Annotated in this window: 25 protein-coding genes and 1 tRNA gene; all 26 read right to left on the minus strand. The window is 42.0% G+C overall.

The features are described 5' to 3' along the window. Window positions 1–142 precede the first annotated feature (142 nt). Window positions 143–358 (minus strand): capsule biosynthesis transcriptional regulator, encoded by a 216-nt coding sequence (locus D8785_RS05435; protein ID WP_006594972.1) that lies wholly within the window; start codon window positions 356–358, stop codon window positions 143–145. A 109-nt stretch (window positions 359–467) separates the two neighbouring features. Beyond that, on the minus strand, window positions 468–1,355 hold the full coding sequence (locus D8785_RS05440; protein WP_023022202.1) for an SPFH domain-containing protein: 888 nt from the start codon (window positions 1,353–1,355) through the stop codon (window positions 468–470). A 61-nt stretch (window positions 1,356–1,416) separates the two neighbouring features. Continuing rightward, window positions 1,417–2,667: a threonine ammonia-lyase IlvA gene (gene ilvA / locus D8785_RS05445; protein ID WP_125374742.1), complete on the minus strand. Its 1,251-nt coding sequence runs from the start codon at window positions 2,665–2,667 to the stop codon at window positions 1,417–1,419. Between the two features lie 214 nt (window positions 2,668–2,881). Continuing rightward, window positions 2,882–3,904 carry a ketol-acid reductoisomerase gene (gene ilvC / locus D8785_RS05450; RefSeq protein ID WP_023022200.1) on the minus strand — a complete coding sequence of 341 codons (1,023 nt, stop codon included), beginning with the start codon at window positions 3,902–3,904 and terminating at the stop codon, window positions 2,882–2,884. A 65-nt stretch (window positions 3,905–3,969) separates the two neighbouring features. Further along, window positions 3,970–4,446 carry an acetolactate synthase small subunit gene (ilvN, locus tag D8785_RS05455; RefSeq protein WP_006594976.1) on the minus strand — a complete coding sequence of 159 codons (477 nt, stop codon included), beginning with the start codon at window positions 4,444–4,446 and terminating at the stop codon, window positions 3,970–3,972. Then, window positions 4,439–6,139, minus strand: a complete 1,701-nt coding sequence (locus tag D8785_RS05460) for an acetolactate synthase large subunit (protein WP_125374743.1) — start codon at window positions 6,137–6,139, stop codon at window positions 4,439–4,441. The genes ilvN and D8785_RS05460 overlap by 8 nt, the downstream gene beginning before the upstream one ends. Window positions 6,140–6,424: 285 nt before the next feature. Next, a complete protein-coding gene (locus tag D8785_RS05465) occupies window positions 6,425–7,108 on the minus strand; it encodes a CPBP family intramembrane glutamic endopeptidase (RefSeq protein WP_125374744.1) in 684 nt (227 codons plus the stop codon). Further along, a complete protein-coding gene (locus D8785_RS05470; RefSeq protein WP_125374745.1) occupies window positions 7,098–7,643 on the minus strand; it encodes a DNA-3-methyladenine glycosylase I in 546 nt (181 codons plus the stop codon). Before D8785_RS05470 ends, D8785_RS05465 begins: the two co-directional genes overlap by 11 nt. Before the next feature lie 175 nt (window positions 7,644–7,818). Next, window positions 7,819–8,418 (minus strand): response regulator transcription factor, encoded by a 600-nt coding sequence (locus D8785_RS05475; RefSeq protein WP_125374746.1) that lies wholly within the window; start codon window positions 8,416–8,418, stop codon window positions 7,819–7,821. Window position 8,419: 1 nt separating this feature from the next. Next, window positions 8,420–9,517, minus strand: coding sequence for a sensor histidine kinase (locus D8785_RS05480; RefSeq protein ID WP_125374747.1), 1,098 nt, complete (start codon window positions 9,515–9,517; stop codon window positions 8,420–8,422). Next, a complete protein-coding gene (locus tag D8785_RS05485) occupies window positions 9,514–10,254 on the minus strand; it encodes an ABC transporter permease (protein WP_125374748.1) in 741 nt (246 codons plus the stop codon). The genes D8785_RS05480 and D8785_RS05485 overlap by 4 nt, the downstream gene beginning before the upstream one ends. 4 nt (window positions 10,255–10,258) lie before the next feature. Next, a complete protein-coding gene (locus tag D8785_RS05490) occupies window positions 10,259–11,140 on the minus strand; it encodes an ABC transporter ATP-binding protein (RefSeq protein WP_125374749.1) in 882 nt (293 codons plus the stop codon). After that, the gene (locus D8785_RS05495; RefSeq protein ID WP_023022192.1) at window positions 11,127–11,324 is read right to left on the minus strand and encodes a hypothetical protein; all 198 of its coding nucleotides are present in this window, start codon (window positions 11,322–11,324) and stop codon (window positions 11,127–11,129) included. Before D8785_RS05495 ends, D8785_RS05490 begins: the two co-directional genes overlap by 14 nt. After that, window positions 11,321–11,512 (minus strand): hypothetical protein, encoded by a 192-nt coding sequence (locus D8785_RS05500; protein ID WP_125374750.1) that lies wholly within the window; start codon window positions 11,510–11,512, stop codon window positions 11,321–11,323. The genes D8785_RS05495 and D8785_RS05500 overlap by 4 nt, the downstream gene beginning before the upstream one ends. Before the next feature lie 124 nt (window positions 11,513–11,636). After that, window positions 11,637–12,206: an SP0191 family lipoprotein gene (locus tag D8785_RS05505; RefSeq protein ID WP_125374751.1), complete on the minus strand. Its 570-nt coding sequence runs from the start codon at window positions 12,204–12,206 to the stop codon at window positions 11,637–11,639. Window positions 12,207–12,367: 161 nt separating this feature from the next. Further along, a complete protein-coding gene (locus D8785_RS05510; protein ID WP_125374752.1) occupies window positions 12,368–14,032 on the minus strand; it encodes a DAK2 domain-containing protein in 1,665 nt (554 codons plus the stop codon). Window positions 14,033–14,034: 2 nt separating this feature from the next. After that, window positions 14,035–14,400: an Asp23/Gls24 family envelope stress response protein gene (locus tag D8785_RS05515; RefSeq protein ID WP_023022188.1), complete on the minus strand. Its 366-nt coding sequence runs from the start codon at window positions 14,398–14,400 to the stop codon at window positions 14,035–14,037. A gap of 156 nt (window positions 14,401–14,556) precedes the next feature. Next, window positions 14,557–14,745 carry a 50S ribosomal protein L28 gene (gene rpmB, locus D8785_RS05520; protein ID WP_001140948.1) on the minus strand — a complete coding sequence of 63 codons (189 nt, stop codon included), beginning with the start codon at window positions 14,743–14,745 and terminating at the stop codon, window positions 14,557–14,559. A gap of 118 nt (window positions 14,746–14,863) precedes the next feature. Continuing rightward, window positions 14,864–15,559: a LiaF transmembrane domain-containing protein gene (locus D8785_RS05525; protein ID WP_125374753.1), complete on the minus strand. Its 696-nt coding sequence runs from the start codon at window positions 15,557–15,559 to the stop codon at window positions 14,864–14,866. Between the two features lie 4 nt (window positions 15,560–15,563). After that, window positions 15,564–16,010, minus strand: coding sequence for a LytTR family DNA-binding domain-containing protein (locus D8785_RS05530; RefSeq protein WP_023027676.1), 447 nt, complete (start codon window positions 16,008–16,010; stop codon window positions 15,564–15,566). A gap of 316 nt (window positions 16,011–16,326) precedes the next feature. Then, a complete protein-coding gene (locus tag D8785_RS05540; protein WP_125374754.1) occupies window positions 16,327–16,638 on the minus strand; it encodes a hypothetical protein in 312 nt (103 codons plus the stop codon). Between the two features lie 325 nt (window positions 16,639–16,963). Then, window positions 16,964–17,036: transfer RNA gene (locus tag D8785_RS05545), tRNA-Thr, on the minus strand. A gap of 129 nt (window positions 17,037–17,165) precedes the next feature. Beyond that, entirely contained in the window at window positions 17,166–18,572 is a 1,407-nt protein-coding gene (gene lacG, locus D8785_RS05550) for a 6-phospho-beta-galactosidase (RefSeq protein WP_023027670.1), read from the minus strand. Window positions 18,573–18,659: 87 nt separating this feature from the next. Next, complete coding sequence (locus tag D8785_RS05555; RefSeq protein ID WP_023027669.1) at window positions 18,660–20,360, minus strand: lactose-specific PTS transporter subunit EIIC; 1,701 nt, start codon at window positions 20,358–20,360, stop codon at window positions 18,660–18,662. Continuing rightward, entirely contained in the window at window positions 20,360–20,677 is a 318-nt protein-coding gene (locus D8785_RS05560) for a PTS lactose/cellobiose transporter subunit IIA (RefSeq protein WP_117745228.1), read from the minus strand. Before D8785_RS05560 ends, D8785_RS05555 begins: the two co-directional genes overlap by 1 nt. 42 nt (window positions 20,678–20,719) lie before the next feature. Next, on the minus strand, window positions 20,720–21,553 hold the full coding sequence (locus D8785_RS05565; protein WP_123160839.1) for a PRD domain-containing protein: 834 nt from the start codon (window positions 21,551–21,553) through the stop codon (window positions 20,720–20,722). Between the last annotated feature and the right edge of the window lie 136 nt (window positions 21,554–21,689).

Here is a 21,689-nt window from a genome sequence, read left to right on the forward strand (position 1 = left end):
AATGAAAGTGAAATTCCACACATAAACTTGTTAAAATCCTTTAATAGCCAGGGATCCAGCTAGTGATACTTTCCTACGATATCCTGATTTATACTATATAAAAAAGAAGGGAAGCTTGTTCCCTTCTTTTTTATATAGTATTTTAATTTTCAAATTTTTGATGATTCTTATCATAAAAATCGATTAAGCCAAGCGCAGTTTCAAACGAGATGTTTTTCACTTTTGCACGACCTTGCGCAAGTGCAATGATAGACATTTCACGGGCGTTCGTTTCTTTACTGATACGATACCCAGTGATCTTTTTATCACGTACCCAACCAACAACTGATTCCACTTTTTCGAAGTTCGATTTAGCCATGATCATTCTCCTATATTATTATTTCCAATACTAATATAAAATTTTTTGCATATTTTGTCAACCATAATAGCTGAAAGTACGAACATTTTTAAAAAAGTCAGATATTTTATTATTTTGCTTTTAAAGCTGAAAGTATTTGAGTACGAATATTCTCTACGCCATCCGGATTTGCTGGTAAGAAGAGGGTATTGGTTCCTTGCTTTTCTGCAAAGTTATTCAAAGTATCCAAATATTGGTTGGTCAAAAGAATGGACATAATCTGTTCTTCTGTCAAATTCACATTGGTATCTTTCAATTCCTTGATAGAATCAGCCAAACCATCTACGATAGCCTTCCGTTGTTCTGCAATTCCGACCCCGTGAAGACGATCCTTTTCAGCTTCTGCCTCGGCTGCTGTAACAATCTTGATCTTATCAGCTTCTGCCAGTTCTTGGGCTGCCACACGTTTCCGTTGAGCCGCATTAATCTCGTTCATGGATTGTTTCACTTCGGCATCTGGTTCAACTTTAGTAATCAAGGTTTTTACGATAATGTACCCATAGGTCGACATTTCTTCAGCTACTTGCTTTTGAACTTCAAGGGCGATTTCATCTTTTTTCTCGAACAATTCATCCAAGGTCAACTTGGGAACAGATGAGCGCAAGGCATCTTCAATGTAAGACTTGATCTGAGCTTCTGGGCGCATCAATTTGTAGTAAGCATCCGTTACATTGTTTTCATTTACGCGGTATTGTGTCGCTACATTCATGGTAACAAATACGTTATCTTGTGTCTTTGTTTCGACCACAATCTCGCTTTGCAAGAGACGCAATTGCACACGCGCCGCAATTTTATCGATTCCAAATGGTGCACGGACATGAATCCCACTGTTGCTGATCTTTTGATAGCGTCCAAAACGCTCAATAATTGCAACAGATTGTTGTTTCACCACATAGAGCGAGCTAATGAATACAGTAGCTCCAACGACTAAAATAGCCAATAGAAAAATCCAAATCATTTTCTGATTCTCCTTTATATTTTATTTACTTTTTAGAAGTGATTCTTTGTTAAAGAATCCATCATACCAACATGTTGTAGAGAGTTTCATTTCCATTTAAATTAATGAAAGAGGGGTCAAATTGTTCAATCCGATTGATCAGTCCTGCGTAATCATGCTTATCCGCTAAAGCAACCCCAATCAAAACTGGGCCCGTCCCCTTGCTTGCCCGTTTGATGTACTCAAACCGCGTGATATCGTCATTTGGCCCTAAGATATCATTTACAAACTCTCTCAAAGCTCCTGGACGTTGCGGGAAGTTGACGATGAAGTAGTGTTTGATACCATCATAGATCAAAGCTCGCTCTTCCATCTCTGGCATCCGGTTAATATCATTGTTCCCACCAGAAATCACACAACAAATGGTCTTCCCTTTGATATACTCTCTCAACACTTCTAAAGCCGCAACACTGGCAGCACCAGCCGGTTCTGCAACCAAGCCTTGCTTGGAATAAAGATCAATCAAGGTCTCAGAGATCAAGCCCTCGTTTACTCCAATTAGCGTCTCAACATTTTTTTTCGTTGCTTCATAAGTCAGCTGGCCAACCTTTTGAACAGCGATTCCATCCGCAAACTTATCAATTTGTTTGAGTTTGACCGGGCCTCCGGCTTCAAATGCCGCCTTCATCGACCGAGCTCCATCTGCTTCGATCCCAATAACATCGATCTCTGGTGCTTGCTCCTTTATATAGGTGGATACTCCAGCGATGAGACCTCCCCCACCAACTGGTACTAACACAGCATCAAAGTCAATCGACTCTTTTTTAGCTTCCTCTAGGATTTCGTAGGCTACAGTCCCTTGACCCGCTTGGACGTTGGCATCATCAAATGGATCAATGAAGGTACAGTTTTTAACCTCGGTGTATTCCTGCGCTGCCTTAGAAGAAGCATCAAAGGTATCTCCTACTAATTTAATGGTCACATACTCTCCGCCGAAGAAACGAACCTGGCTAATCTTCTGCTGAGGTGTCGTAATGGGCATAAAGATGGTCGCTGGGATTTTCATCTCTCTACATGTATAGGCGACCCCTTGTGCATGGTTTCCCGCTGAGGCACAGACAACTCCTCGCTCTCTTTCTTTAGCAGTCAGCTGAGAAATTGCATAGTAGGCACCACGAATTTTAAAGGAACGTACCCGCTGGGCATTCTCCTTTTTCAAATAGATTTTCGCTCCATACTTTTCAGATAAGTAATGATCATAATCTAAGGGAGTCTCAACAACCACACCTTTTAAGACCTTGTGGGCTTTAATAATATCTTTCGATGTTATCATGTCTTCCTCTTCTTCTCCTTATTTCATCTAATTATATCAAAAGACTGCAAAAATTTCATCGTGTTTTCCAAATTTTCAGAAAAATCACCCAAAATGCTCGCAATGGCACGTCTCTTCATACAGATTCTGCTAAGTGGTTGAAAACACCTTCCAAACCATCTCTACCATTGATGAAAAAGAAGTTGGGATTTCTCCCAACTTCAATCTCGATGGCTTAGTTGTAAATCTTAAATGCATCGTCATCGTTTTTTCCGACGAATGGCATTGCTTTACGCAATTCTGCACCAACTTTTTCGATTTCAAGGTTAGCAGCTTGTTCACGGTAAGCTGTCATTTTCGGACGACCTGCTTTGTAGTCGTTGACAAAGTCATTGGCAAATTTACCGCTTTGGATATCAGCAAGAACAGCCTTCATGTTTTCTTTTACTTGCTCAGTGATGACACGTGGGCCTGATACATAGTCACCGTATTCAGCAGTATTTGAAATTGATTGACGCATTTTCTTGAATCCACCTTCGTAGATCAAGTCAACGATCAATTTCATTTCGTGAAGAACTTCGAAGTAAGCCAATTCTGGAGCGTATCCAGCTTCAGTCAAGACTTCGAAACCTGCTTCGATAAGAGCAGTCAAACCACCACAAAGAACGGCTTGTTCACCAAACAAATCTTCTTCAGTTTCTTCTTTATAAGTTGTTTCCAAAAGACCAACGCGTGCTGAACCAACACCTTTACACCAGTCCATGGCGATATCTTTAGCATTTCCTGTAGCATCTTGGTAGACAGCGTAGAGCGCTGGCACACCAAATCCTTCTTCATAGGTACGACGTACCAAGTGTCCTGGTCCTTTAGGCGCACACATGAAGACATCAACATCTGCAGGAACTTTGATGAATTCGAAGTGGATGTTGAAACCATGAGCAAAACCAACAGCGTTACCAGCTTCCAAGTTTGGCGCAATTTCTGTTTCGTACAATTCTTGTTGGATTTCGTCTGGTGCCAAGATCATGATGACATCCGCCAATTTAGTTGCTTCTGCTACTGTGTAAGTATCAAAACCATCTTCTTTTGCTTTCTCAAAAGATTTACCAGGACGAACCCCGATGATCACATCATGACCTGAATCACGCAAGTTTTGAGCATGGGCATGACCTTGTGATCCGTAACCGATCACAGCAATTTTCTTACCGTCAAGTGCTGCTACTTTAACATCTTTTTCATATTCCATTTTTACTGCCATTGTGCTTTCTCTCTTTTCTATATTTATTTCCTGTTAGGCTGTTTTAACAAATTTAGGTTGGATTTTTAGTCGCGGGTAAATCCAGTTGCACCAGTCCGTGCGACATTCTTAATCCCATAAGGACGAATGACACGCAGAAGAGCTTCGTTCTTCTCTGCATTTCCTGTCATCTGCACTGTGATGGAGCTTGGAGCTACGTCTACCACAGTCGCGCGGAAGGGCTGGATAATCGCCAGCAATTCTGCCCGTTTCTCTGCAGGTGCTGAGACCTTGATCAGAATCACTTCACGTTCTAGGTGAGGTTTATCTGTGATATCTCGAACGCGAATCACATCGACCTGGCGGTTGAGTTGCTTGATAATTTGTTCCACTTCATCATGAGACGCAACATCAATGATAATGGTAATCCGTGATACATTAGGGTTTTCTGTCGCTCCCACTGAGATACTCTCAATATTGACTTGGCGTCTCGACAAGACACCGGTAAAGCGATTGAGGACCCCAGACCGGTTTTGAAGTTTGGCTGTTAACATTCTACGCATTAAACTTCACCCCCAACATCTCATGATTGCTCTTACCAGCTGGTACCATCGGTAATACATGTTCTTTACGAGAAATGTCAATCTCGATAAACATCGGTACATCTTCGGTAATGACTTCTAAATCTTTCTCAAGGGTTTCAGGATTATCAAATTTGTAGTTTTTAATCCCGTAGGCTTGGGCCATCAATTGGAAGTCAGGCAAGGTTTCAAAGACAGACTCTGATGTCCGTCCATCATAGAAGGCTTCTTGCCACTGACGAACCATCCCCAGTGAATGGTTGTTGAGCATGATGACCTTGATTGGAATCTTGTAAACATTCAAGATAGCCAATTCCTGGTTGGTCATCTGGAAACCACCATCTCCGACAAAGAGTACGACTTCTTTATCCGGATTGGCAATCTTAGCACCAATAGCGGCTGGCACACCGAATCCCATGGTTCCTAGTCCACCAGAAGTCACCAACTGCCGTTCATTTTGATATGGGTAGTACTGAGCTGCCCACATTTGGTGTTGTCCAACGTCTGTCACGACGATGGCATCCCCCTTAGTCAACTCACCAACACGTTCAATAACCGCTTGGGGTTGGACGACACGTTCTTTCTTATCATAAGAACGAACCCGATTTTTATCTTTGGTAACCTTCTCAACCCATTTCTCCGTATTGTTATGAACCAACGGCTCTGCTAACAACTGTTGTAGGGCTTTTTTGGCATCGCCAACGACTGGAATATCGACTGCAATGATTTTACCAATCTCTGCTGGGTCAATATCAATGTGAGCGACTTTGGCATTCTTCGCAAAGGTCTTAGGATTTCCTGTCAGACGATCATCAAAACGACAACCGATGCTAATCATAAAATCCGCTTCGGTCATGGCAATGTTGGCCGCAAAGGAACCGTGCATGCCTCCCATCCCAAGGAAGAGAGGATGACTGGTCGCAATCGTTCCCTGTCCTAAAAGACTAGTTACCACAGGAATCTGATAGCGTTCAGCCAAGGCTACCAATTCGTCCGCCGCTTCTGCATAGCTGACGCCACCACCAACTAAAAGAACTGGCTGTTTAGCCTTGCCAAGTTGCTTCAAGATTTTCTTAATCTGTAATTCATTTGGTTCAATAGTCGGCTGGTAACTTGGAATATTGATGGCCGGATTGTAAATATAATCTATTTCTAAGGCAGAGACATCTTTTGGAAGGTCAATGACGACAGGTCCTGGACGCCCAGTTGTCGCAATATGAACGGCTTCCGTGATAACCCGTGGAATATCAGCTGTCTCACGTACTTGGTAATTGTACTTGGTAATCGGCATGGTAATCCCAACAATATCTGCCTCTTGAAAGGCATCTTTCCCGATCCCAGAACGGTTGACCTGACCAGTAAACACAAGAAGAGGAACGCTATCACTCATGGCATCCGCAATCCCTGTAATGGCATTGGTTGCTCCAGGTCCACTTGTGACGACGGCCACACCTAGCTTCCCAGTTGATTTGGCGTAGCCTTCAGCTTCATGCAAGCACCCTTGTTCATGTCGACCAAGAATGTGTTTGATCCCTTTAAAACTATAAATAGCATCATAAAGGGGCAAAACCGCTCCACCTGGATAACCAAAAATGGTATCAATCCCAAGGTCTCGAAGCGTTTCTAGCACAAGCTCTGAACCTGTCTTTGCAGTTTCTAAGGTAATTTTCTCCATGTCTCTCCTTTCTGTTTCTTTGATTATCAAATGAGCATGCTACTATCATACCTTTTTTCAAATAACTTTTCAAGTAAAAATAACAAATTTTCTGAATTTTCTATCCAAATCCGAATAATGAGAGCTCTCCTAAAAAATTGACAAATCTAATCAAAAAAGAGGCTGGGACAAAAAGTTCCCAGTCACAAAAAAGCTAGAGATTCCCAATTGCGGAACCGTTGCTTTTTTTGGATATAAGGGACTTTTGTCCCAGCCTCTTTTTCAGTATCGTTACTAGCATTTTCATCACATACTACCAATAGCTAAAACGATGAAGGAGAGGCTGTTGCTTAACATATGAACAAGTAGGGGATAGTAGATATTCTCCTTTTCTTTCACAAAAATAATAGAAAAGGCAAGGCCAGTACCTAGGTAACCGACTGCACCAACCCACTCGGACAAATCCAAGCTGTGCATATGAGTTAAGGCAAAAGCAAATCCGACTATGAAAATACTCAGCCAAGTTGGCAGACTTTTTCTCAAATATCTCAATAGAGTTTGACGGAAAAATAATTCTTCTACCAGAGGTCCAATGACACAAGCCAAAACAGCTATCAGTATCGGTTGCTCTTGAAAGGCGCTTTGAATATTCGACTGGTTTAGACCTTGTCCGACTAGCCCAAAAAACTGCTTCAACATCTCTGATACAAATTCAAAGATAACAGTCATCAGAATGAAAAAGAGCCAGCCTTTTAAAACGCCAAAGAAGAATTTTCTTTTAGTTTTTCTGATCTCATTCCATTGTTGGATTAATTTATCCTTGAACAAGAAAGAGCCATATAGAGCTAATACTACATAGAGTAGATATTGTAGATAATTCGCAATGGCAGATGGCATCAAAGAAGCCAGCAATTTATCACCATCAAACTCAAATAGAACTGTATAGAATATCGAAAAAATCAGAATTCCCTTATATTTGTTAGACATCATTTAATTTTCCTTTCCATTCACAATCATTCTCATGATCATTGACCAGTCCTGCTGCTTGTAGGTAGGATAGGACCGCAATGGGGCCTGTAAACTTAAAACCACGCTTTTTGAGGTCTTTGGCAAGCTGTTCAGAAAGAGCTGTCTTCGCAGGAGCATCCCGGTAATCCAGAACATCATTGACGATGGTTTTCCCCTCGACAAAAGACCAGAGATAAGCATCAAAAGAGCCGAATTCTGCTTGGAATTGTAAAAAGACCTGGGCGTTAGCCCGTGTCGCAAAGATCTTAGCTCGATTTCGAATGATGGCTGGATTGTCTAACAAAGCTTCCAGCTCCTCATCCGACATCTCTGCGACACCTTGAAGGTGATAGCCATGAAAAGCCTCACGGAAAGCTTGACGTTTATTGAGTACCGTCTCCCAAGACAGACCAGCTTGATAGGTCTCTAAGCAAAGCAACTCAAAAAGGGCGTGGTCGTCATGGAGGGGCTGGCCCCACTCCTCATCATGGCAGGCTACATATAGTGGGTTGTTCATTTTGACCCAGCTACTCTCAATTGTCTTTGGATTGTCGAGCAAGACGCAGTGGTTGAGTGGGCTCTACTACGCTGATTTCATCAGCTTTTACAGCCCTACTCAACTGTGCGGAGGTGGGACGACGAAATCGAATTCTAACGAAATTACAGATTTCTGTCCCACTCTCTTTTCTTCCTTATAACCAACCCTTTTCTTGGGCAATCTTTGCTGCCTCAGTCCGATTCTCTGCATCCAACTTGGTCAGAATGGCTGACATATAATTGCGGATGGTCCCGTTAGAGAGAAATAACCGATCAGCAATTTCTTGGTTAGAAGCTCCTTTGGCAACTTCTTTTAGGACCGCTTGCTCCTGAGAGCTTAGAGGATTGGGGTGGGTTAGGATTCCCTCCATTAATTCAGGAGAATATTCTTTTTGCCCTGCCAAGACTGTATGCAGGGTGGCCATCAAGTCTGTAATGCGGCGTTCTTTTAAAACATAGGCATCGACTCCAGCCTTGAGGGCCCGCTCAAAATAACCCGGTCGCTTAAAGGTGGTAACGATGACGACCTTGAGCTGGGGTTGTTGACTTTTAGCCCATTCCAAGACTTCTAGTCCTGTTTTGATCGGCATCTCGATATCTAAGATAGCAATATCAACTGGATGGCTTTCGAGTAAGCGAATAGCTTCTTGTCCATCTCCAGCCTGCAAGACTTCTTCCACGTCCTCTTGCAAAAGCAAGAGCTGGCAGAGCGCATCACGCAACATACTTTGGTCTTCAGCAACTAATAAGCGCATCTTATTTCCTTTCTTGATAGGGGATCCGTATTTCTATCCGGGTCGGCTTGTATTGATGACTGATATCTAGCTCTCCTCCCAACAAGGCAATCCGTTCGCGGATCGAGTGCAGGTCCTTATCGGAGACCTTATCAAAGCCAATACCGTTGTCTTCTGCGACCATTTCTACCCCTGTTTCGGTGGAGCGATAAGTGAGAAGGGCCTGCGTTGCTCTGGCATGTTTGATCATATTGGTGGCTAGTTCCAGAGACACCATGGCCAGAGCAGACTCTAGGATCGGGGAAATACTAGCTGTATCGAGCTCGTTTTGGATCTCCACTTTGACTTGCGCCACTTCTAGCATTTGCCGGACAGTTTCTAACTCTCTTGCTAGGGTTCGTTGCTTCAAGTTCTCCACAATCTCCCGGACTTGGTGCATGGACTCTTGGCTAATGGCTTGAATCTCTTGTACCTGCTCCCGAGCCTTCTCAACCTGTCCGAATGCTAAGAATTGATCGGCTAGATCTGCCTTGACACTAAGCATGGCAAAGGTGTGTCCTAGACTGTCATGTAGATCGCGGCCAATCCGCTGACGTTCATTTTCCGCCAGCAAGAGATTGATCTGGGCGTTTTGCTTGGCATGATCAACTTTCAGCTCCTCCATCATTCGAATCCGGACCATGCTATAGGTCATCACCGCGATGAACAAACAAATAATCAGTATAAAAAGCCACTCGTCTTTTCTCAAATAGGGATTAAATAACAAGGCTCCAAAGAGGATTAATTGCGATAAAACAGCCGTCCAAAGAAAAGGGGAACGAAAATTATAGATTCGAAAATGATAGACTAAAATATTGCTAATATAGTAGTAAAACCATATATAGTTACTTCCAATATAAAAGGTACTTCCTGCAATATAAAACAAAAGATAGAGCCAAAAAAACCAGGTCAGTTTCTTATCTTCCGTAATGAGGATCCCTAGATAGCTCACCATAAAGAAGAGGGCAAAAAAGAAATGCCACCAGGGAATTTGCCCAAAGAAAATAGTAGCAAAAGGGAAGGTCATAAAGACCAAGCTTACGTAAAACATATAATGAATACGTTTCAGTTTTTCAATCATGAACGAACCTCAGAATGACGACGATAAACGATGACAAGAGTAAACAAGACCAAGGTAAACAAGCTTAAATAAAGACTTGCAAAGACATTAACCTGGCCCTTATTTAAAAAGGTCTTGATCAGTTCCATCAATTGATAGGTTGGCAGGCATTTGCCAATAGCCTGCATCCATTCTGGAAAGACATTAATCGGCATCCATAGACCACCCATGACAGCCAGTCCCATATAGAGGAGATTGCCCGCAACCGACATCAATTGACTGGAAGGAAGCAAGGTCAAGACCAGACCGATAGCTACAAAAGCTAGACTTCCTAGGATGAGAAGGAAGGCTGCCAAGACCCAATCCTGTAAGGGCATGTTCACATGGCGCACCACATGACCCACGGTAAAGACGACCCCAATAGAGAGGAGAAAGTCGACAAAGAGACCCGCAACCTTTATTAGATAATATTCTACCATAGATGCGGGGGTATGGCGCAAGACTTTTTGCCAATTATTAAGCCGATCGGTTTCAAGAACTGTTGGAAAGGAAAATAGAGCCGTAGACATCATGGAAAAAGCCGTCATGGAGAGGAGATAATCCCTCATAAAATGAGCTGGTGCCCCTGGTGTGTCCTGGTACATCCCTGAAAAGAAGAGATAAAAGGCCGTGGGCATCCCAATTGATAACAAGTAATAAATGGCTTGGCGTCTGGTCAAATGCCACTCAACCACGCCGAGAGCTTTCATGCGTTTCATCTTCTCAACCTACTTCCTTTGTATTTTCAAAAATAGAATCTAATAAACTTCGATTGGTCACTTCGATCTCTTGGATCGAACAGCCTTCTTCTTGCAATCGCGCCCACAAACGATTGGCATCGCTTGTCACAACTTGGAGGGCATCGGGTTTGACCGTCACTTGACCAATTCCGTCCATCCCTGCCACTAGAGCTTGGTAGCGCAAAGGCAGGGTGAAATGTTTTTCTACTTCTTCGCTTCTCATAGCGAGAGGAGTCGTATCCCGAAGCAAACGTCCCTGATGCAAGACCAGGATCCGATCGGCCGTATGCTCAACTTCCTCGATGTAATGGGAAGAATAGACAATGGTCACACCTTGATCTTTTAAATGCTCAACAATCTCCCAAAAGCGTTGGCGAGTGGACGTATCCATAGCAGCCGTTGGCTCATCCAAAAACAGAAGACTGGGACGACCAATCAAGGTCAGTACAAAGGATAGGAGACGTTTTTGCCCACCAGACAGCTTACTGGCCAATTGTCTCTTCTGTTCTGAACTAAAACGCAATAGATCATCGATTTCATTGACCGTTAAGGGTTGGGGATAAATAGAGCGAAAGAAGCTGATCAGTTCCTGCACGGTTAGTTTTTGCACGATGGCATTCTCTTGAGGAAGATAAGAGACACTAGCCTTTAATTGAGGATGACCAGGAGCTTTTCCCTCCACTTCAATGATTCCAGCTGTTGCCTTTATATCTCCTAGGAGGCAATTCATCAAGGTTGTCTTCCCTGCTCCATTTGGCCCAATCAAGGCCAGGCAATCTCCTCTCTCAACTGTGAAAGAAAGATCTTCTAAAATCACCTTTCCTTTAATACTTTTCTTCAAGTTCTCTACTCTAATGACACTCATGATGCTCTCCTTTCAACCAGATTTGGCCAGCTGGAATGATGACAGAGACGACCAAGGTCACTCCCCAAACCGTTTGGAAAAACCAGCTAGGGAAATGGGCAGAGAACCAACCCGTCATCTGCTCAGTTACCCAGAGGACCATACACAAAGCAAACATCCAGCCAATTTCTAGTTTCTTGTTCATTGCTCCATCTCCTTTTTAACAGCCTTGACCATTTTCAACACTTCTTGAACAGCCCAGCTCATGATTCCAATTCCCGCAAACAATTCCCATGGGAAATGGTAATAAAGACTATCATCTCCTGAAAATATTAAATAAACGACCATTCCAATAATTGTCATCGTAAAAACTTTCATTAACCACTGTTTCATTTTTATACCTCTCACTTTCTGACTTTATTATAGCCAAAGAAAAGAAAGGCCACTAGATGATTTTGTCACTGGCTCACATGACAAATGTCATAGAAAATAAAAAAGGCCGGACATGAGTCCGAACCTATGGTGCTGGCGTTTCTTCTTTGAAACCGTGGAGTTTTAATCCTGTGAAAACAGTAGAGGCCTTGATGTCTTTTAGGTCACCAATACCGAGATCTTTAAAGTAAGATAAGTCTTTGACCTTGTCCCAATCAATGGTTTCCATATCAACAGAAACTGTTGAGGCTAATTTTTTCTCTGGAGTGACCTTATATTCGATATTGAAACCAGCCATGTCTTTCAGTGCTGTGTATTCTGAATCTGACTGCAAGCCTTCATTAATAATTTTTGTCATCTCTTCAGGACTTAGATTAGCTGAATTGGTAGCAATTTTTTCAGGTAGGGCCGATAAAACATCTAACTTCAATTTCTGAACCTTGTCACCTTTTGTCGTGATGGTGTAGCGATGTTGATTGCCATTGATTTCTGCAGTGAGAACTTTGGTTTCTTCCTTTGCCTCACTTGTAACAGTTTCACTTTTTTCTATCGAAGTAGTGGTTGAGCTTTTTGATGTTTCTGTGGATTGAGACTTAGTGGCACAACCTGTCATCACAAAAATCAAAGCTCCTAAAAAGCAGATTACCTTTTTCATGTGCTTTTTCTCCTATTTCTATTTTTCTAAAGTATAACATATCAAACAAAAATTGTCTAAAAACACCTATCTAATCGCTTTCATAAAGCTTTTTTTTACCAAAAAAAGAGCTAAAAAATCATTTTTTGGCTCTTTTTCTTTCTATTTTTGAAATCTTTTGATTATTCGACGCTAAACAAATATGGGTAAACTGGTTGATTTCCTTGATGAATTTCGACTTCAACATCTTCATATTTAGCCATCAAGTTTTGAGCCAACTCATTGGCTAGATCTTCTTGACCATCTTCACCGATATAGATCGTAACAATTTCACTATCTTCGTCCAACATCTTATCAAAGGTAGCAGTCAAGGTTTCCATCATATCTGGATTGGAAACAACGATTTTACCATCGACCATTCCAAGATTGTCGTTTTCATGGATTTCAAGACCATCAATAGTGGTATCACGAACAGCTGTCGTCACACTACCTGAAACAACATCTTCCAATGAAGCGCTCATGCGCTCGTAGTTTTCTTCGATAGACTTGCTTTCATCGAAGGCAAGAAGACTGGTCAATCCTTGAGGGATGGTCTTGGTCTCTACAACGGCTGCAGATTGTTCAATGACTTCTGCTGCTGATTGAGCAGCCATCAAGATGTTCTTATTGTTTGGCAAGATAATGATGTTGCGCGCATTCAACTCTTCAACAGCTTTGACAAAATCTTCTGTTGAAGGGTTCATTGTTTGGCCACCAGAGATGATGTAATCCACTCCTTGCGCTTTGAAGATATCCGCTAATCCATCACCTGCAACGACTGCGATGATAGCATATTCTTTTGCTTCAGCTGGTTTAGCTTGACGCTCTTCTTTTTCAACCTGCGCTTCGTGTTGGTTACGCATGTTGTCTACTTTTACTTTAACCAAGCTACCATATTTCAATCCTTCTTGCATGACAAGACCTGGATCTTCAGTATGGACATGGACTTTGACGATTTCATCATCGTTGACGACTAGTAGAGAATCCCCAAGGTTGTTCAAATAGTTACGGAACTCGTCGTAGTCAAAGTCTTTCACATAGGTTGGGCCTTGTTTCAAAGCTACCATGATCTCTGTACAGTAACCAAATTGGATATCTTCGGTTGCCACATGACCTGCTACTGACTTGTGGTGCTCTGCGTTGATCATTTCTGACATGGTTGCTGGAGTCGCCACAAATTCTTCAGATGCGATGAACTCTCCTGTCAAAGCTGATAGGAACCCTTCATAGATGAAGACCAAACCTTGACCACCAGAGTCCACTACACCGACTTCCTTCAAGACAGGAAGCATATCTGGTGTTTTGGCAAGAGCTGTCTTAGCTCCTTCAAGGGCCGCACGCATGACTTCAACCGCATCATTAGTAGATTCTGCTTTTTTCTTAGCACCGATGGCAGCACCACGAGAAACGGTCAAGATGGTTCCTTCTACAGGCTTCATAACTGCTTTATAAGCAACTTCAACCCCTGCTTGGAAGGCTGCTGCAAGAGCTGCTCCATCCAATTCATCCTTGTCTTTGACACTTTGAGAAAATCCGCGGAACAACTGAGAAGTGATGACTCCTGAGTTTCCACGCGCTCCCATCAAAAGCCCCTTAGCAAAGATATTTGCTGCTTCTCCAACAGTTGAAGCAGAGCGATCAGCTACTTCTTTTGCACCATTTTCAATGGTCATTCCCATATTGGTTCCAGTATCACCGTCCGGTACAGGAAAAACGTTCAATGAATTGACATACTCGGCTTGTTTATTTAAGCGAGTAGCCCCTGCTTGGACCATTTCTTGAAATAAACTAGTTGTAATTTTAGACACGATTATTCTCCCACAATTTTAATGTTTTGGATATAGACGTTGACTGTATCCGTTGTGATTCCAAGTTGATTTTCTAGACTGAATTTGACACGCTCTTGAATATTTTTTGAAACTTCGCTAATCTTTGTACCATAGCTCAAAACAGTGTAAACATCAACCGCAATACTTCCTGCTTCTGTTGTCTTCACAACTACACCCTTAGAGTAGTTTTCCTTACCTAAGAGAGCTTGGAAATTATCTTTAATCGCTTTTTTGCTGGCCATTCCAACCACTCCAAAAATTTCAGTGGCTGCACCGCCTACAACAGTTGCGATGACATCATCGGTCAATTCAATTTGACCATCTTTTGTATTGATTTTTACTGTCATAATTTCTACCTCAAAAGTATTTTATATTCTATTTTACCATAAAAGAGGGCGCGTGTAAAAGGGATACACCTTTCTCCTATCGGTTGATACAAATGTCCAAAAAGAGAAAAAAACGAAGAAAAAAGAAAAGGACCTCCAAGAGATCCTGATTTCTGATTAAACGCGTTCTACTTTACCAGATTTCAATGCACGAGCTGAAGCCCAAACTTTTTTAGGTTTACCATCGATAAGGACAGTTACTTTTTGAAGGTTTGGTTTTACGGCACGTTTGGTTTGGTTCATCGCGTGTGAACGGTTGTTTCCTGATACAGTCTTACGACCAGTGAAATAACATACTTTAGCCATTCTGTTTTGCCTCCTATTAGATCTAATATTACGGATGTGCTAGCACCACATACCGTACTATATTACCAAAAAAACTTCCTCTTGGCAAGACCTTTGAATAAGTTTTTCTTAGATAGGCTTATTCGAAGGATTTCTCACCTACATAGATGATTTCTAGGTTCCCCAGTGAGACCTCTCCGACGATGTAAAAGTCCTTGCTGGTTAAATTGCTTGGATTTTCCTGGTGTTGGATGGCTGACAGAGAATTTTCTACATTGACATGAACCCGCCAGTCGCTTGGAACATAGAGGCTCAGACTTCCAAGGGAAACATCCACTGCGAACTGGGCAGACGGACCTTCCATCCGGCAATTATCAAAATAGATCGAAGCTTCTCCAAAACTCACATCGGCACTTCCACCTGTAAAGTTCTGGTCGTTCAAATACTTAGTCACTGTAGAAAAGGAAACATCGATATCATTTCCAGCAGCTTGGGCATGTGATCCTGCTGAATAGGAACTCCAAGTCGTTTTTGCTTTTTTAGAGGGCTTAAAGAGAATATTCAGACCAATCACCGCTAAAATAGAAGAAAAGATGACCACCGAATTGGATACTGGAAGAAAATGATATTGACCATTAAGGGAGAAGAGAGCCAAGATCCCATATAGGAAGCCCCAGCCAAAGTGTCGCTTCAAAAAACTTGAGAGGGAAAGGACTGCTAGGAAAACAACCCAAGCCAGCGTCCAGATACTGATTTCCCATTTTACAAAATAACCTTGTAAGAGCACTAGGGCTGCTAGGAGGATTAAGAAAATCCCAATTAATTTATTTTTCATCTTGCTACCTCATTTCCTTTAACCGTTCTTTTAAGAGTTGATAATAGTGCCGGGACACGTGTACCTGTTTATGGGTTTGATAAAAGTTTACTGTACTGGTTCCCGAAAAAGATTTTTCAATAGAATAAATCTGCTTGGCATTGACAATGGTCGACTTGGAGATGCGACAGAAAGCAATCGGCAAGATTTCTTCCAACTCATAGAGTTTTTGACGAACCTCATAGGCCTCTTCTCTGGTATGCCCATAGATCTTTTCGCCATCTGTCTCAAAAAAGAGAATTTCTGACACATCTACGAAGTACTCGCTTCGATCCTTGTAAAAGGTCAGTGGCGTCATTTTTTGCTCCAAGATCAACTGTTGCAAGCGGGCGACTTCCTCCGTCAATCGAGGAGCCCGGATGATCATTTCTGGCTCATCCATCTGCGGATCTAATTCGATACGAACTTTCATAGGACTCCTTTCTTAACCTTTGTTAGTAACATTATAACAGCTGTTCAAAATCTTACAAGTCCTTTTCGGTAAGTGGTTATTTTCAGCCCCTAAGTGGTTATTTCAGATAGCTAAAAAGAGGCTAGGACAAAAGTCCTAGTCTCTCAATTGTCTTTGGATTGTCGAGCATGACGCAGTGGTTGACTGGGCTCTACTACGCTGATTTCATCAGCTTTTACAGCCCTACTCAACTGTGCGGAGGTGGGACGGCGAAATCGAATTCTAACGAATTACCGATTTCTGTCCCACTCTCCTAAAGCGAATGAAATCGGAAGCATTATTTTTCTTTTGGTGCGTCTGGAAAGAGAAAACCTAGACCAAGACAGGCCAAGACCCCAGCAGTCATCACGACCCCATTTGAAATTGGAAGAAGATCATAGATGGCATTGGCAATGATGAAGCCAATCACTGCACAAATCAAGCTGGACTTGTAGTCTTTCTTGAGTGCATTTTCAAGAGTAAAGAAAGCAAACAAGACAACTGGAACCAAGGGCCAAAGATTGGCATCTATTTTTGGATAACCAATGATACCAAAGGTGATGACGGCGATAGCTGCAAGGATAAATCCAAAACCAATTAATTTTTTCATGATACTACCTCTTTTTATAATGTTATCAGAAGACTAGCTTCTTTTGATAATCCTACTATAGCAAACAGAGGCAAGAGTGACAAGGAAATTTGGATAAGTGGTTGAATTATCGGACTATCTGGTCACATGAACATTGATGAGCCAGATGAAGTATCCATATTTAAGTTATGGTTCCTCTCCTTCATTAAACAATTAAAGTCCGTATCGATCGATAAGATTAACGATGAATATGAGAACATCCGAAAACTTTTATAATTTTTTGGTACAAAAAGAAATTTAATATCAAAAAATCCCGTTATAACGGGATTTTTTTGATATCATTTGATGCCGAATGCAGGGATCGAACCTGTGACCTACGCGTTACGAGTGCGTTGCTCTACCAACTGAGCTAATTCGGCTTTTACAAGGTATATTATAGCACTTTAAAAGAGCGTGTCAATGGGGACTAGAAGACATAAGCTTCATCTCCTCTTGCTCAATAAAAAAGGCTTATCCTTACGGATAAGCCTTCTCACATGTTTATTTCTTTATTCAATCACTTGGCTTCCTGCTACTTTCTTGTACCAGTGAGCTGATTTCTTTGGATAACGTTCTTGGGTTTCAAAGTCCACATAAAAGAGACCATAGCGTTTTTCGTAACCATTTGACCAAGAGAAGACGTCCATGAGTGACCAAATGAAGTAGCCTTTGACGTTTGCCCCATCCGCAATCGCATCGGACAGAACTTCCAAGTGTTGTTTCACATAATCAATCCGTCCATCGTCATAAACTGTATTGTCCACAAACTCATCTTTGTAGCCCAGTCCGTTTTCAGTGATGTAGATTTTCTTATAATTTGGATAATCCGCCTTCACACGCATGATCTGATCATATAGCCCTTGAGGATAAATGATCCAGTCCCAGTCAGTGCGAGGTACATAGTCAGGAGCTACACGACGACCAACACCTTTAATTTGGTACTTAGAGCTTCCTTTTTCCCCTTTACCGTTGTGGATGATTTCAGTTTCACCATCAAATGCTTCCATCCAATCACTCATGTAGTAGTTAATTCCAAGGAAGTCGTTCAAATCTTTAGCTGCTTCAAGCGCTACAAAGTCTTCGTCACGAAGATCCAAGCTACCACCATTTACTGATAAGATGTGGTTTACCCCTTCCATGGTTGCATCTGAGTAGTGTCCAAGGTAAGTAGCATCCAAGATAAATTTGTTGTGGATGATATCTTCCAACTCAGCCGCACGAACATCTGCTGGATTTTTCGGATCCAAAGGATACTTAGTTGGAAGAGCATGTACGACACCAATTTCACCCGCATAACCTTTGTCTTTGTACAATTTCACAGCACGGGCGTGCGAAATCATCATATTATGGTGTGATTGGAAAACTTTGGCAAGATCATACTGGATTCCTGGCGGGAATTTACCTACCAGGTACTGACCATCACCGATGGGACCAATTTCATTGAAGGTTGTCCAATAGTTAACTTCTGGGAATTCTTCAAAACAGAAGGCAGCATAATCTACAAAGTGTTGGATGTTTTCACGATTCAAGAAATCTCCATTTGAATGAAGAGCTTCTGGTGTATCAAAGTGATGGAGGGTTACAAAAGGCTCCACATGGCGTTTGTGGCATTCCGCAAATAGATTGTGGTAGAATTCAACCCCTTTAGGATTGACTTCCCCGTAGCCAGTTGGGAAGATCCGCGACCAAGCGATGGAAATCCGGATGCCATTGACACCGTATTCTTCAGCCAATTGAAGATCTACTGGATATTTGTGGTAGAAATCACTTGCTGGTTCTGCTGTATACCAATAGTTATCAGCTAAGTATTTGTCCCAAGCAACTGGACCTTTTCCATCAGTATGAGTAGCACCTTCTGCTTGATAGGCAGCCGTTGCCCCACCAAAAATAAAATCTTTAGGAAGTGTTTTTGTCATTATTTCACCTATTTCTTGATTGAATCAAATGAAAAGTGAGAGGAGAGGAGCTAGTGAGCCATCCATCTCCATCTCACTTCTTAGTTCTTATTCTTCAAATTGAGCTTGAACAAAGGCGAGAGCACCTTGTCCATCACGTGTTAGTTTAATGTACTGAGCACCTTCTGTCTTAGCCAGTTTGATGCCCAACTTGTCTGTTTCTGCCTTCATATCTTCGAAGTTTGAAGCAACCTGAGGAGCTAAGATGACTAGATCAAACTCTGGCAACATTTCACGGTGGGCACCGTAACCACCTGCTGCCGCTTTGACAGGAACCTTATATTCAGCTGCAGCCTTATTCAAGGCATTGGCAAGGAGGCCACTGGTTCCTCCACCTGCACAGAGAACCAAGACGTTTGTTTCTTCTGTAATCGTATTTTCAGCTGGTGCATCTTCAACACCTGCTTTTTCAAGAATAGCGTCTGCTTTGGCAGTATTGAAGTTTGCAGCTACTTTTTCTTTTAATTCATCGTTTGCTTTACCAGAGCGTTCTTCTTCAAGAATCTGCTCATCATAAACCTTGAGGAATGGATAGTAAATAGCAACGTCTACAACAATCAGGAGGGCCGCCAAGATAAAGGACAAGACTTGGAAGTTCGTACCCAAGATTTGGCCAAGTGGTGCTGGAGTAGTCCATGGAAGGTTGGTCGTGAATGAGTTCATCCCAAGCGTTTCAATAAAGAACTTAAAGATCCAAACGTTAGCGATTGGCGCAAAGATAAATGGAATAAAGAAGATTGGGTTCAATACAAGTGGTGCACCGAACAAGATTGGCTCGTTTACACCGAAGAAAGTAGGAACGACTGATGCACGTCCAATAGCACGATTTCGTTTCGATTTACATAGCCACATAAACATAAATGGAACTACTAGGGTCGCACCTGTTCCACCCATGGTAACGATAAACATTTGCGTACCAGAAGTGAGAATCTTATCCGCATGCATCCCTTCTTTTAGCAAATTCAAGTTAACTTCGGCATTTGCGTAAGTAATCGCTGCAATAGCAGGTTCAACAATAGATGGTCCGTGAATCCCAACAAACCAGAAGAAAGCAAAGGCCCCAAAGATAATGGTAATTCCTACATAGCCATCTGCTGCAGAGAAGAGAGGAGCGAAGAGTTTACCAATCGATTCGGCCACACTTGCCCCGTCAATATGACGAACAATCAAATCAAGAGCATAAAGAGAAACAACTGAGAGTGTGAATGGAATCACATCTTTAAAAACTTGAGAGATATTCGGTGGAACTTCGTCCGGCATGCGGATGGTAACATTGTTTTTCACACAGACCTTGTAAATATTAACAGTAACAAAGGCCGCAAGGAAAGCAGAAAGCAAACCTTTTGTTCCAAGGAAACCTGTAGAAATACCACCTTCAATTGGGTCAGCAGCCAGCATCAACAAACCAACGATTGCTGCCAAAAGTGTTGACATATAGTTGATTTGATTGGTTTTTTCCATATTACGATTGACAGAGTCTGTTAAGGACTTGGCTGTTGTTCCTGCTACCAATAGAGCAAGGATCCCCATGGAATAGCTGTAAGGTTTCATCAAGAAGCCCACTACATCATCAGACCATTGGAAGCCCCATGAGTTTGGTACGAAGGCAATCAAGATAAAGATACTTGAAAAGAGAATGACTGGCATTCCCGCAATAAAGCCATCACGGATGGCGCGGAGATAAATATTCCGCGATAATTTTTCAAAGAAAGGTTTCTTTTTTTCAATAAATTCAATTAATTTATGCATTATTTTACTCCTCTTTTGTATAGTTCAATGAGATGATGAATCACATCTTTTAATAGGATCGTTGTCATTAAGTGGTCCTGCCCATGCATCATGGTAATGCTGTAAGGGAGGTCTTCTCCGGCTGCTTCTTGCGCTAGCATAGTTGTTTGAGACTTGTGAGCCTCTGCGATGCAGCTTCCTGCTTCTTCTACCAAGCTTTCCGCTTGAGCGAAGTCACCCTTCTCAGCTGCCTTGAGGGCCTCCAAAAGTTTAGAACGAGCATCCCCTGCATAGGCAACGATCTCAAAACCTAATAGTGTCATTTCTTCTTTGGTCATGACCAATTCCTCCAATTTGAATTTCTTAATTTTTAAAAGTTGTTACAATAATCGTTGAATGTGTAAGACAAGATAGACCCGTTCGCTCTTGTACAAGTCAACTCCAGTCTCCCTAGAAATCACATCATAAATCTTGGAACCAATCTCAAAGGCTTTGGGATAGGAGCTTTTGATGTGCTCCTCCATATCTAGAAGTGATTGATTATCGTCTCGATTGCGATCCAGGTAATCCAAGAAGTAGTTGAGATGAATCATGAAGCGATCATAAAAGTTATTGTTGGTCTCGGTTCGTTTGATTGAGTAACTATCCAAAACCTCTTCCACACCTTTTAAGATTTCTTTGCGCTGGTCCATGGAATCCACGATTTCCACTCCATTTTCACCTTCTGCGTTGATGAAATGATAGGCGATGCGAGTGACCTCATCTTCAGGGAAGCTAGTTGTGAGCTTCTCCCGATAGATATCTACTGCCTCTTTGGCAATCTCAAAAGCCACTGGATAGTTCTCCGAGATATCCAAAAGATTACTTTCCTTATACCTGCCTTGGGTCATTGCTTGATAAGAGCAAAACATGTGGTCGGTCAAGGTCACATAGATATATTCTTGAACGGGATAGTGATACTTTTTGGTCAAGTAATCAATCATCTCGTAGGTCACTGTGATGAAATCTAACGGAACATCTTTTAGCAGGGTCATAAAGTTCTCTCGGGATTCCTCTGTTTTCATCCGAAAGAGCTTTTCTACCTTTTCTTTAGGGACTAGGTCGCCCTTCTTTTTCCCAAAAACAATTCCTTTTCCAATGACAATCAGTTCTTCCCCTTTGTCATTTCTCACCAGAGCAACATTGTGATTGAGTGGATTTAAAATCCGATACATGGTACTCTCCTTGCTAGTTTATTTAAGGTTTAGGGTATAAAAAATGACCACAAATGAGATCAGAGAGGGTTCTCCCCGATTCATCTGTGATCATGCGTAATCTAACTTACTAACACTCACCTTGTATTCACTTATG

This window comes from Streptococcus australis (assembly GCF_003943615.1).
In the GTDB taxonomy this organism is placed as follows: Bacteria; Bacillota; Bacilli; order Lactobacillales; family Streptococcaceae; genus Streptococcus; species Streptococcus australis_C.

What these genes read in the sequence shown, in the direction of transcription:
- D8785_RS05435 (WP_006594972.1), bottom strand. Translation starts at nt 358, where the DNA reads ATGGCTAAATCGAACTTCGAAAAAGTGGAATCAGTTGTTGGTTGGGTA.
- D8785_RS05540 (WP_125374754.1), bottom strand. Translation starts at nt 16,638, where the DNA reads ATGAAAAAATTAATTGGTTTTGGATTTATCCTTGCAGCTATCGCCGTC.
- D8785_RS05440 (WP_023022202.1), bottom strand. Translation starts at nt 1,355, where the DNA reads ATGATTTGGATTTTTCTATTGGCTATTTTAGTCGTTGGAGCTACTGTA.
- D8785_RS05490 (WP_125374749.1), bottom strand. Translation starts at nt 11,140, where the DNA reads ATGAGTGTCATTAGAGTAGAGAACTTGAAGAAAAGTATTAAAGGAAAG.
- D8785_RS05485 (WP_125374748.1), bottom strand. Translation starts at nt 10,254, where the DNA reads ATGAAACGCATGAAAGCTCTCGGCGTGGTTGAGTGGCATTTGACCAGA.
- D8785_RS05505 (WP_125374751.1), bottom strand. Translation starts at nt 12,206, where the DNA reads ATGAAAAAGGTAATCTGCTTTTTAGGAGCTTTGATTTTTGTGATGACA.
- ilvC (WP_023022200.1), bottom strand. Translation starts at nt 3,904, where the DNA reads ATGGCAGTAAAAATGGAATATGAAAAAGATGTTAAAGTAGCAGCACTT.
- D8785_RS05515 (WP_023022188.1), bottom strand. Translation starts at nt 14,400, where the DNA reads ATGACAGTAAAAATCAATACAAAAGATGGTCAAATTGAATTGACCGAT.
- ilvN (WP_006594976.1), bottom strand. Translation starts at nt 4,446, where the DNA reads ATGCGTAGAATGTTAACAGCCAAACTTCAAAACCGGTCTGGGGTCCTC.
- ilvA (WP_125374742.1), bottom strand. Translation starts at nt 2,667, where the DNA reads ATGATAACATCGAAAGATATTATTAAAGCCCACAAGGTCTTAAAAGGT.
- D8785_RS05495 (WP_023022192.1), bottom strand. Translation starts at nt 11,324, where the DNA reads ATGAACAAGAAACTAGAAATTGGCTGGATGTTTGCTTTGTGTATGGTC.
- D8785_RS05555 (WP_023027669.1), bottom strand. Translation starts at nt 20,360, where the DNA reads ATGCATAAATTAATTGAATTTATTGAAAAAAAGAAACCTTTCTTTGAA.
- D8785_RS05560 (WP_117745228.1), bottom strand. Translation starts at nt 20,677, where the DNA reads ATGACCAAAGAAGAAATGACACTATTAGGTTTTGAGATCGTTGCCTAT.
- D8785_RS05500 (WP_125374750.1), bottom strand. Translation starts at nt 11,512, where the DNA reads ATGAAACAGTGGTTAATGAAAGTTTTTACGATGACAATTATTGGAATG.
- rpmB (WP_001140948.1), bottom strand. Translation starts at nt 14,745, where the DNA reads ATGGCTAAAGTATGTTATTTCACTGGTCGTAAGACTGTATCAGGAAAC.
- lacG (WP_023027670.1), bottom strand. Translation starts at nt 18,572, where the DNA reads ATGACAAAAACACTTCCTAAAGATTTTATTTTTGGTGGGGCAACGGCT.
- D8785_RS05565 (WP_123160839.1), bottom strand. Translation starts at nt 21,553, where the DNA reads ATGTATCGGATTTTAAATCCACTCAATCACAATGTTGCTCTGGTGAGA.
- D8785_RS05480 (WP_125374747.1), bottom strand. Translation starts at nt 9,517, where the DNA reads ATGATTGAAAAACTGAAACGTATTCATTATATGTTTTACGTAAGCTTG.
- D8785_RS05470 (WP_125374745.1), bottom strand. Translation starts at nt 7,643, where the DNA reads ATGAACAACCCACTATATGTAGCCTGCCATGATGAGGAGTGGGGCCAG.
- D8785_RS05475 (WP_125374746.1), bottom strand. Translation starts at nt 8,418, where the DNA reads ATGCGCTTATTAGTTGCTGAAGACCAAAGTATGTTGCGTGATGCGCTC.
- D8785_RS05460 (WP_125374743.1), bottom strand. Translation starts at nt 6,139, where the DNA reads ATGGAGAAAATTACCTTAGAAACTGCAAAGACAGGTTCAGAGCTTGTG.
- D8785_RS05465 (WP_125374744.1), bottom strand. Translation starts at nt 7,108, where the DNA reads ATGATGTCTAACAAATATAAGGGAATTCTGATTTTTTCGATATTCTAT.
- D8785_RS05530 (WP_023027676.1), bottom strand. Translation starts at nt 16,010, where the DNA reads ATGAAAGTTCGTATCGAATTAGATCCGCAGATGGATGAGCCAGAAATG.
- D8785_RS05525 (WP_125374753.1), bottom strand. Translation starts at nt 15,559, where the DNA reads ATGAAAAATAAATTAATTGGGATTTTCTTAATCCTCCTAGCAGCCCTA.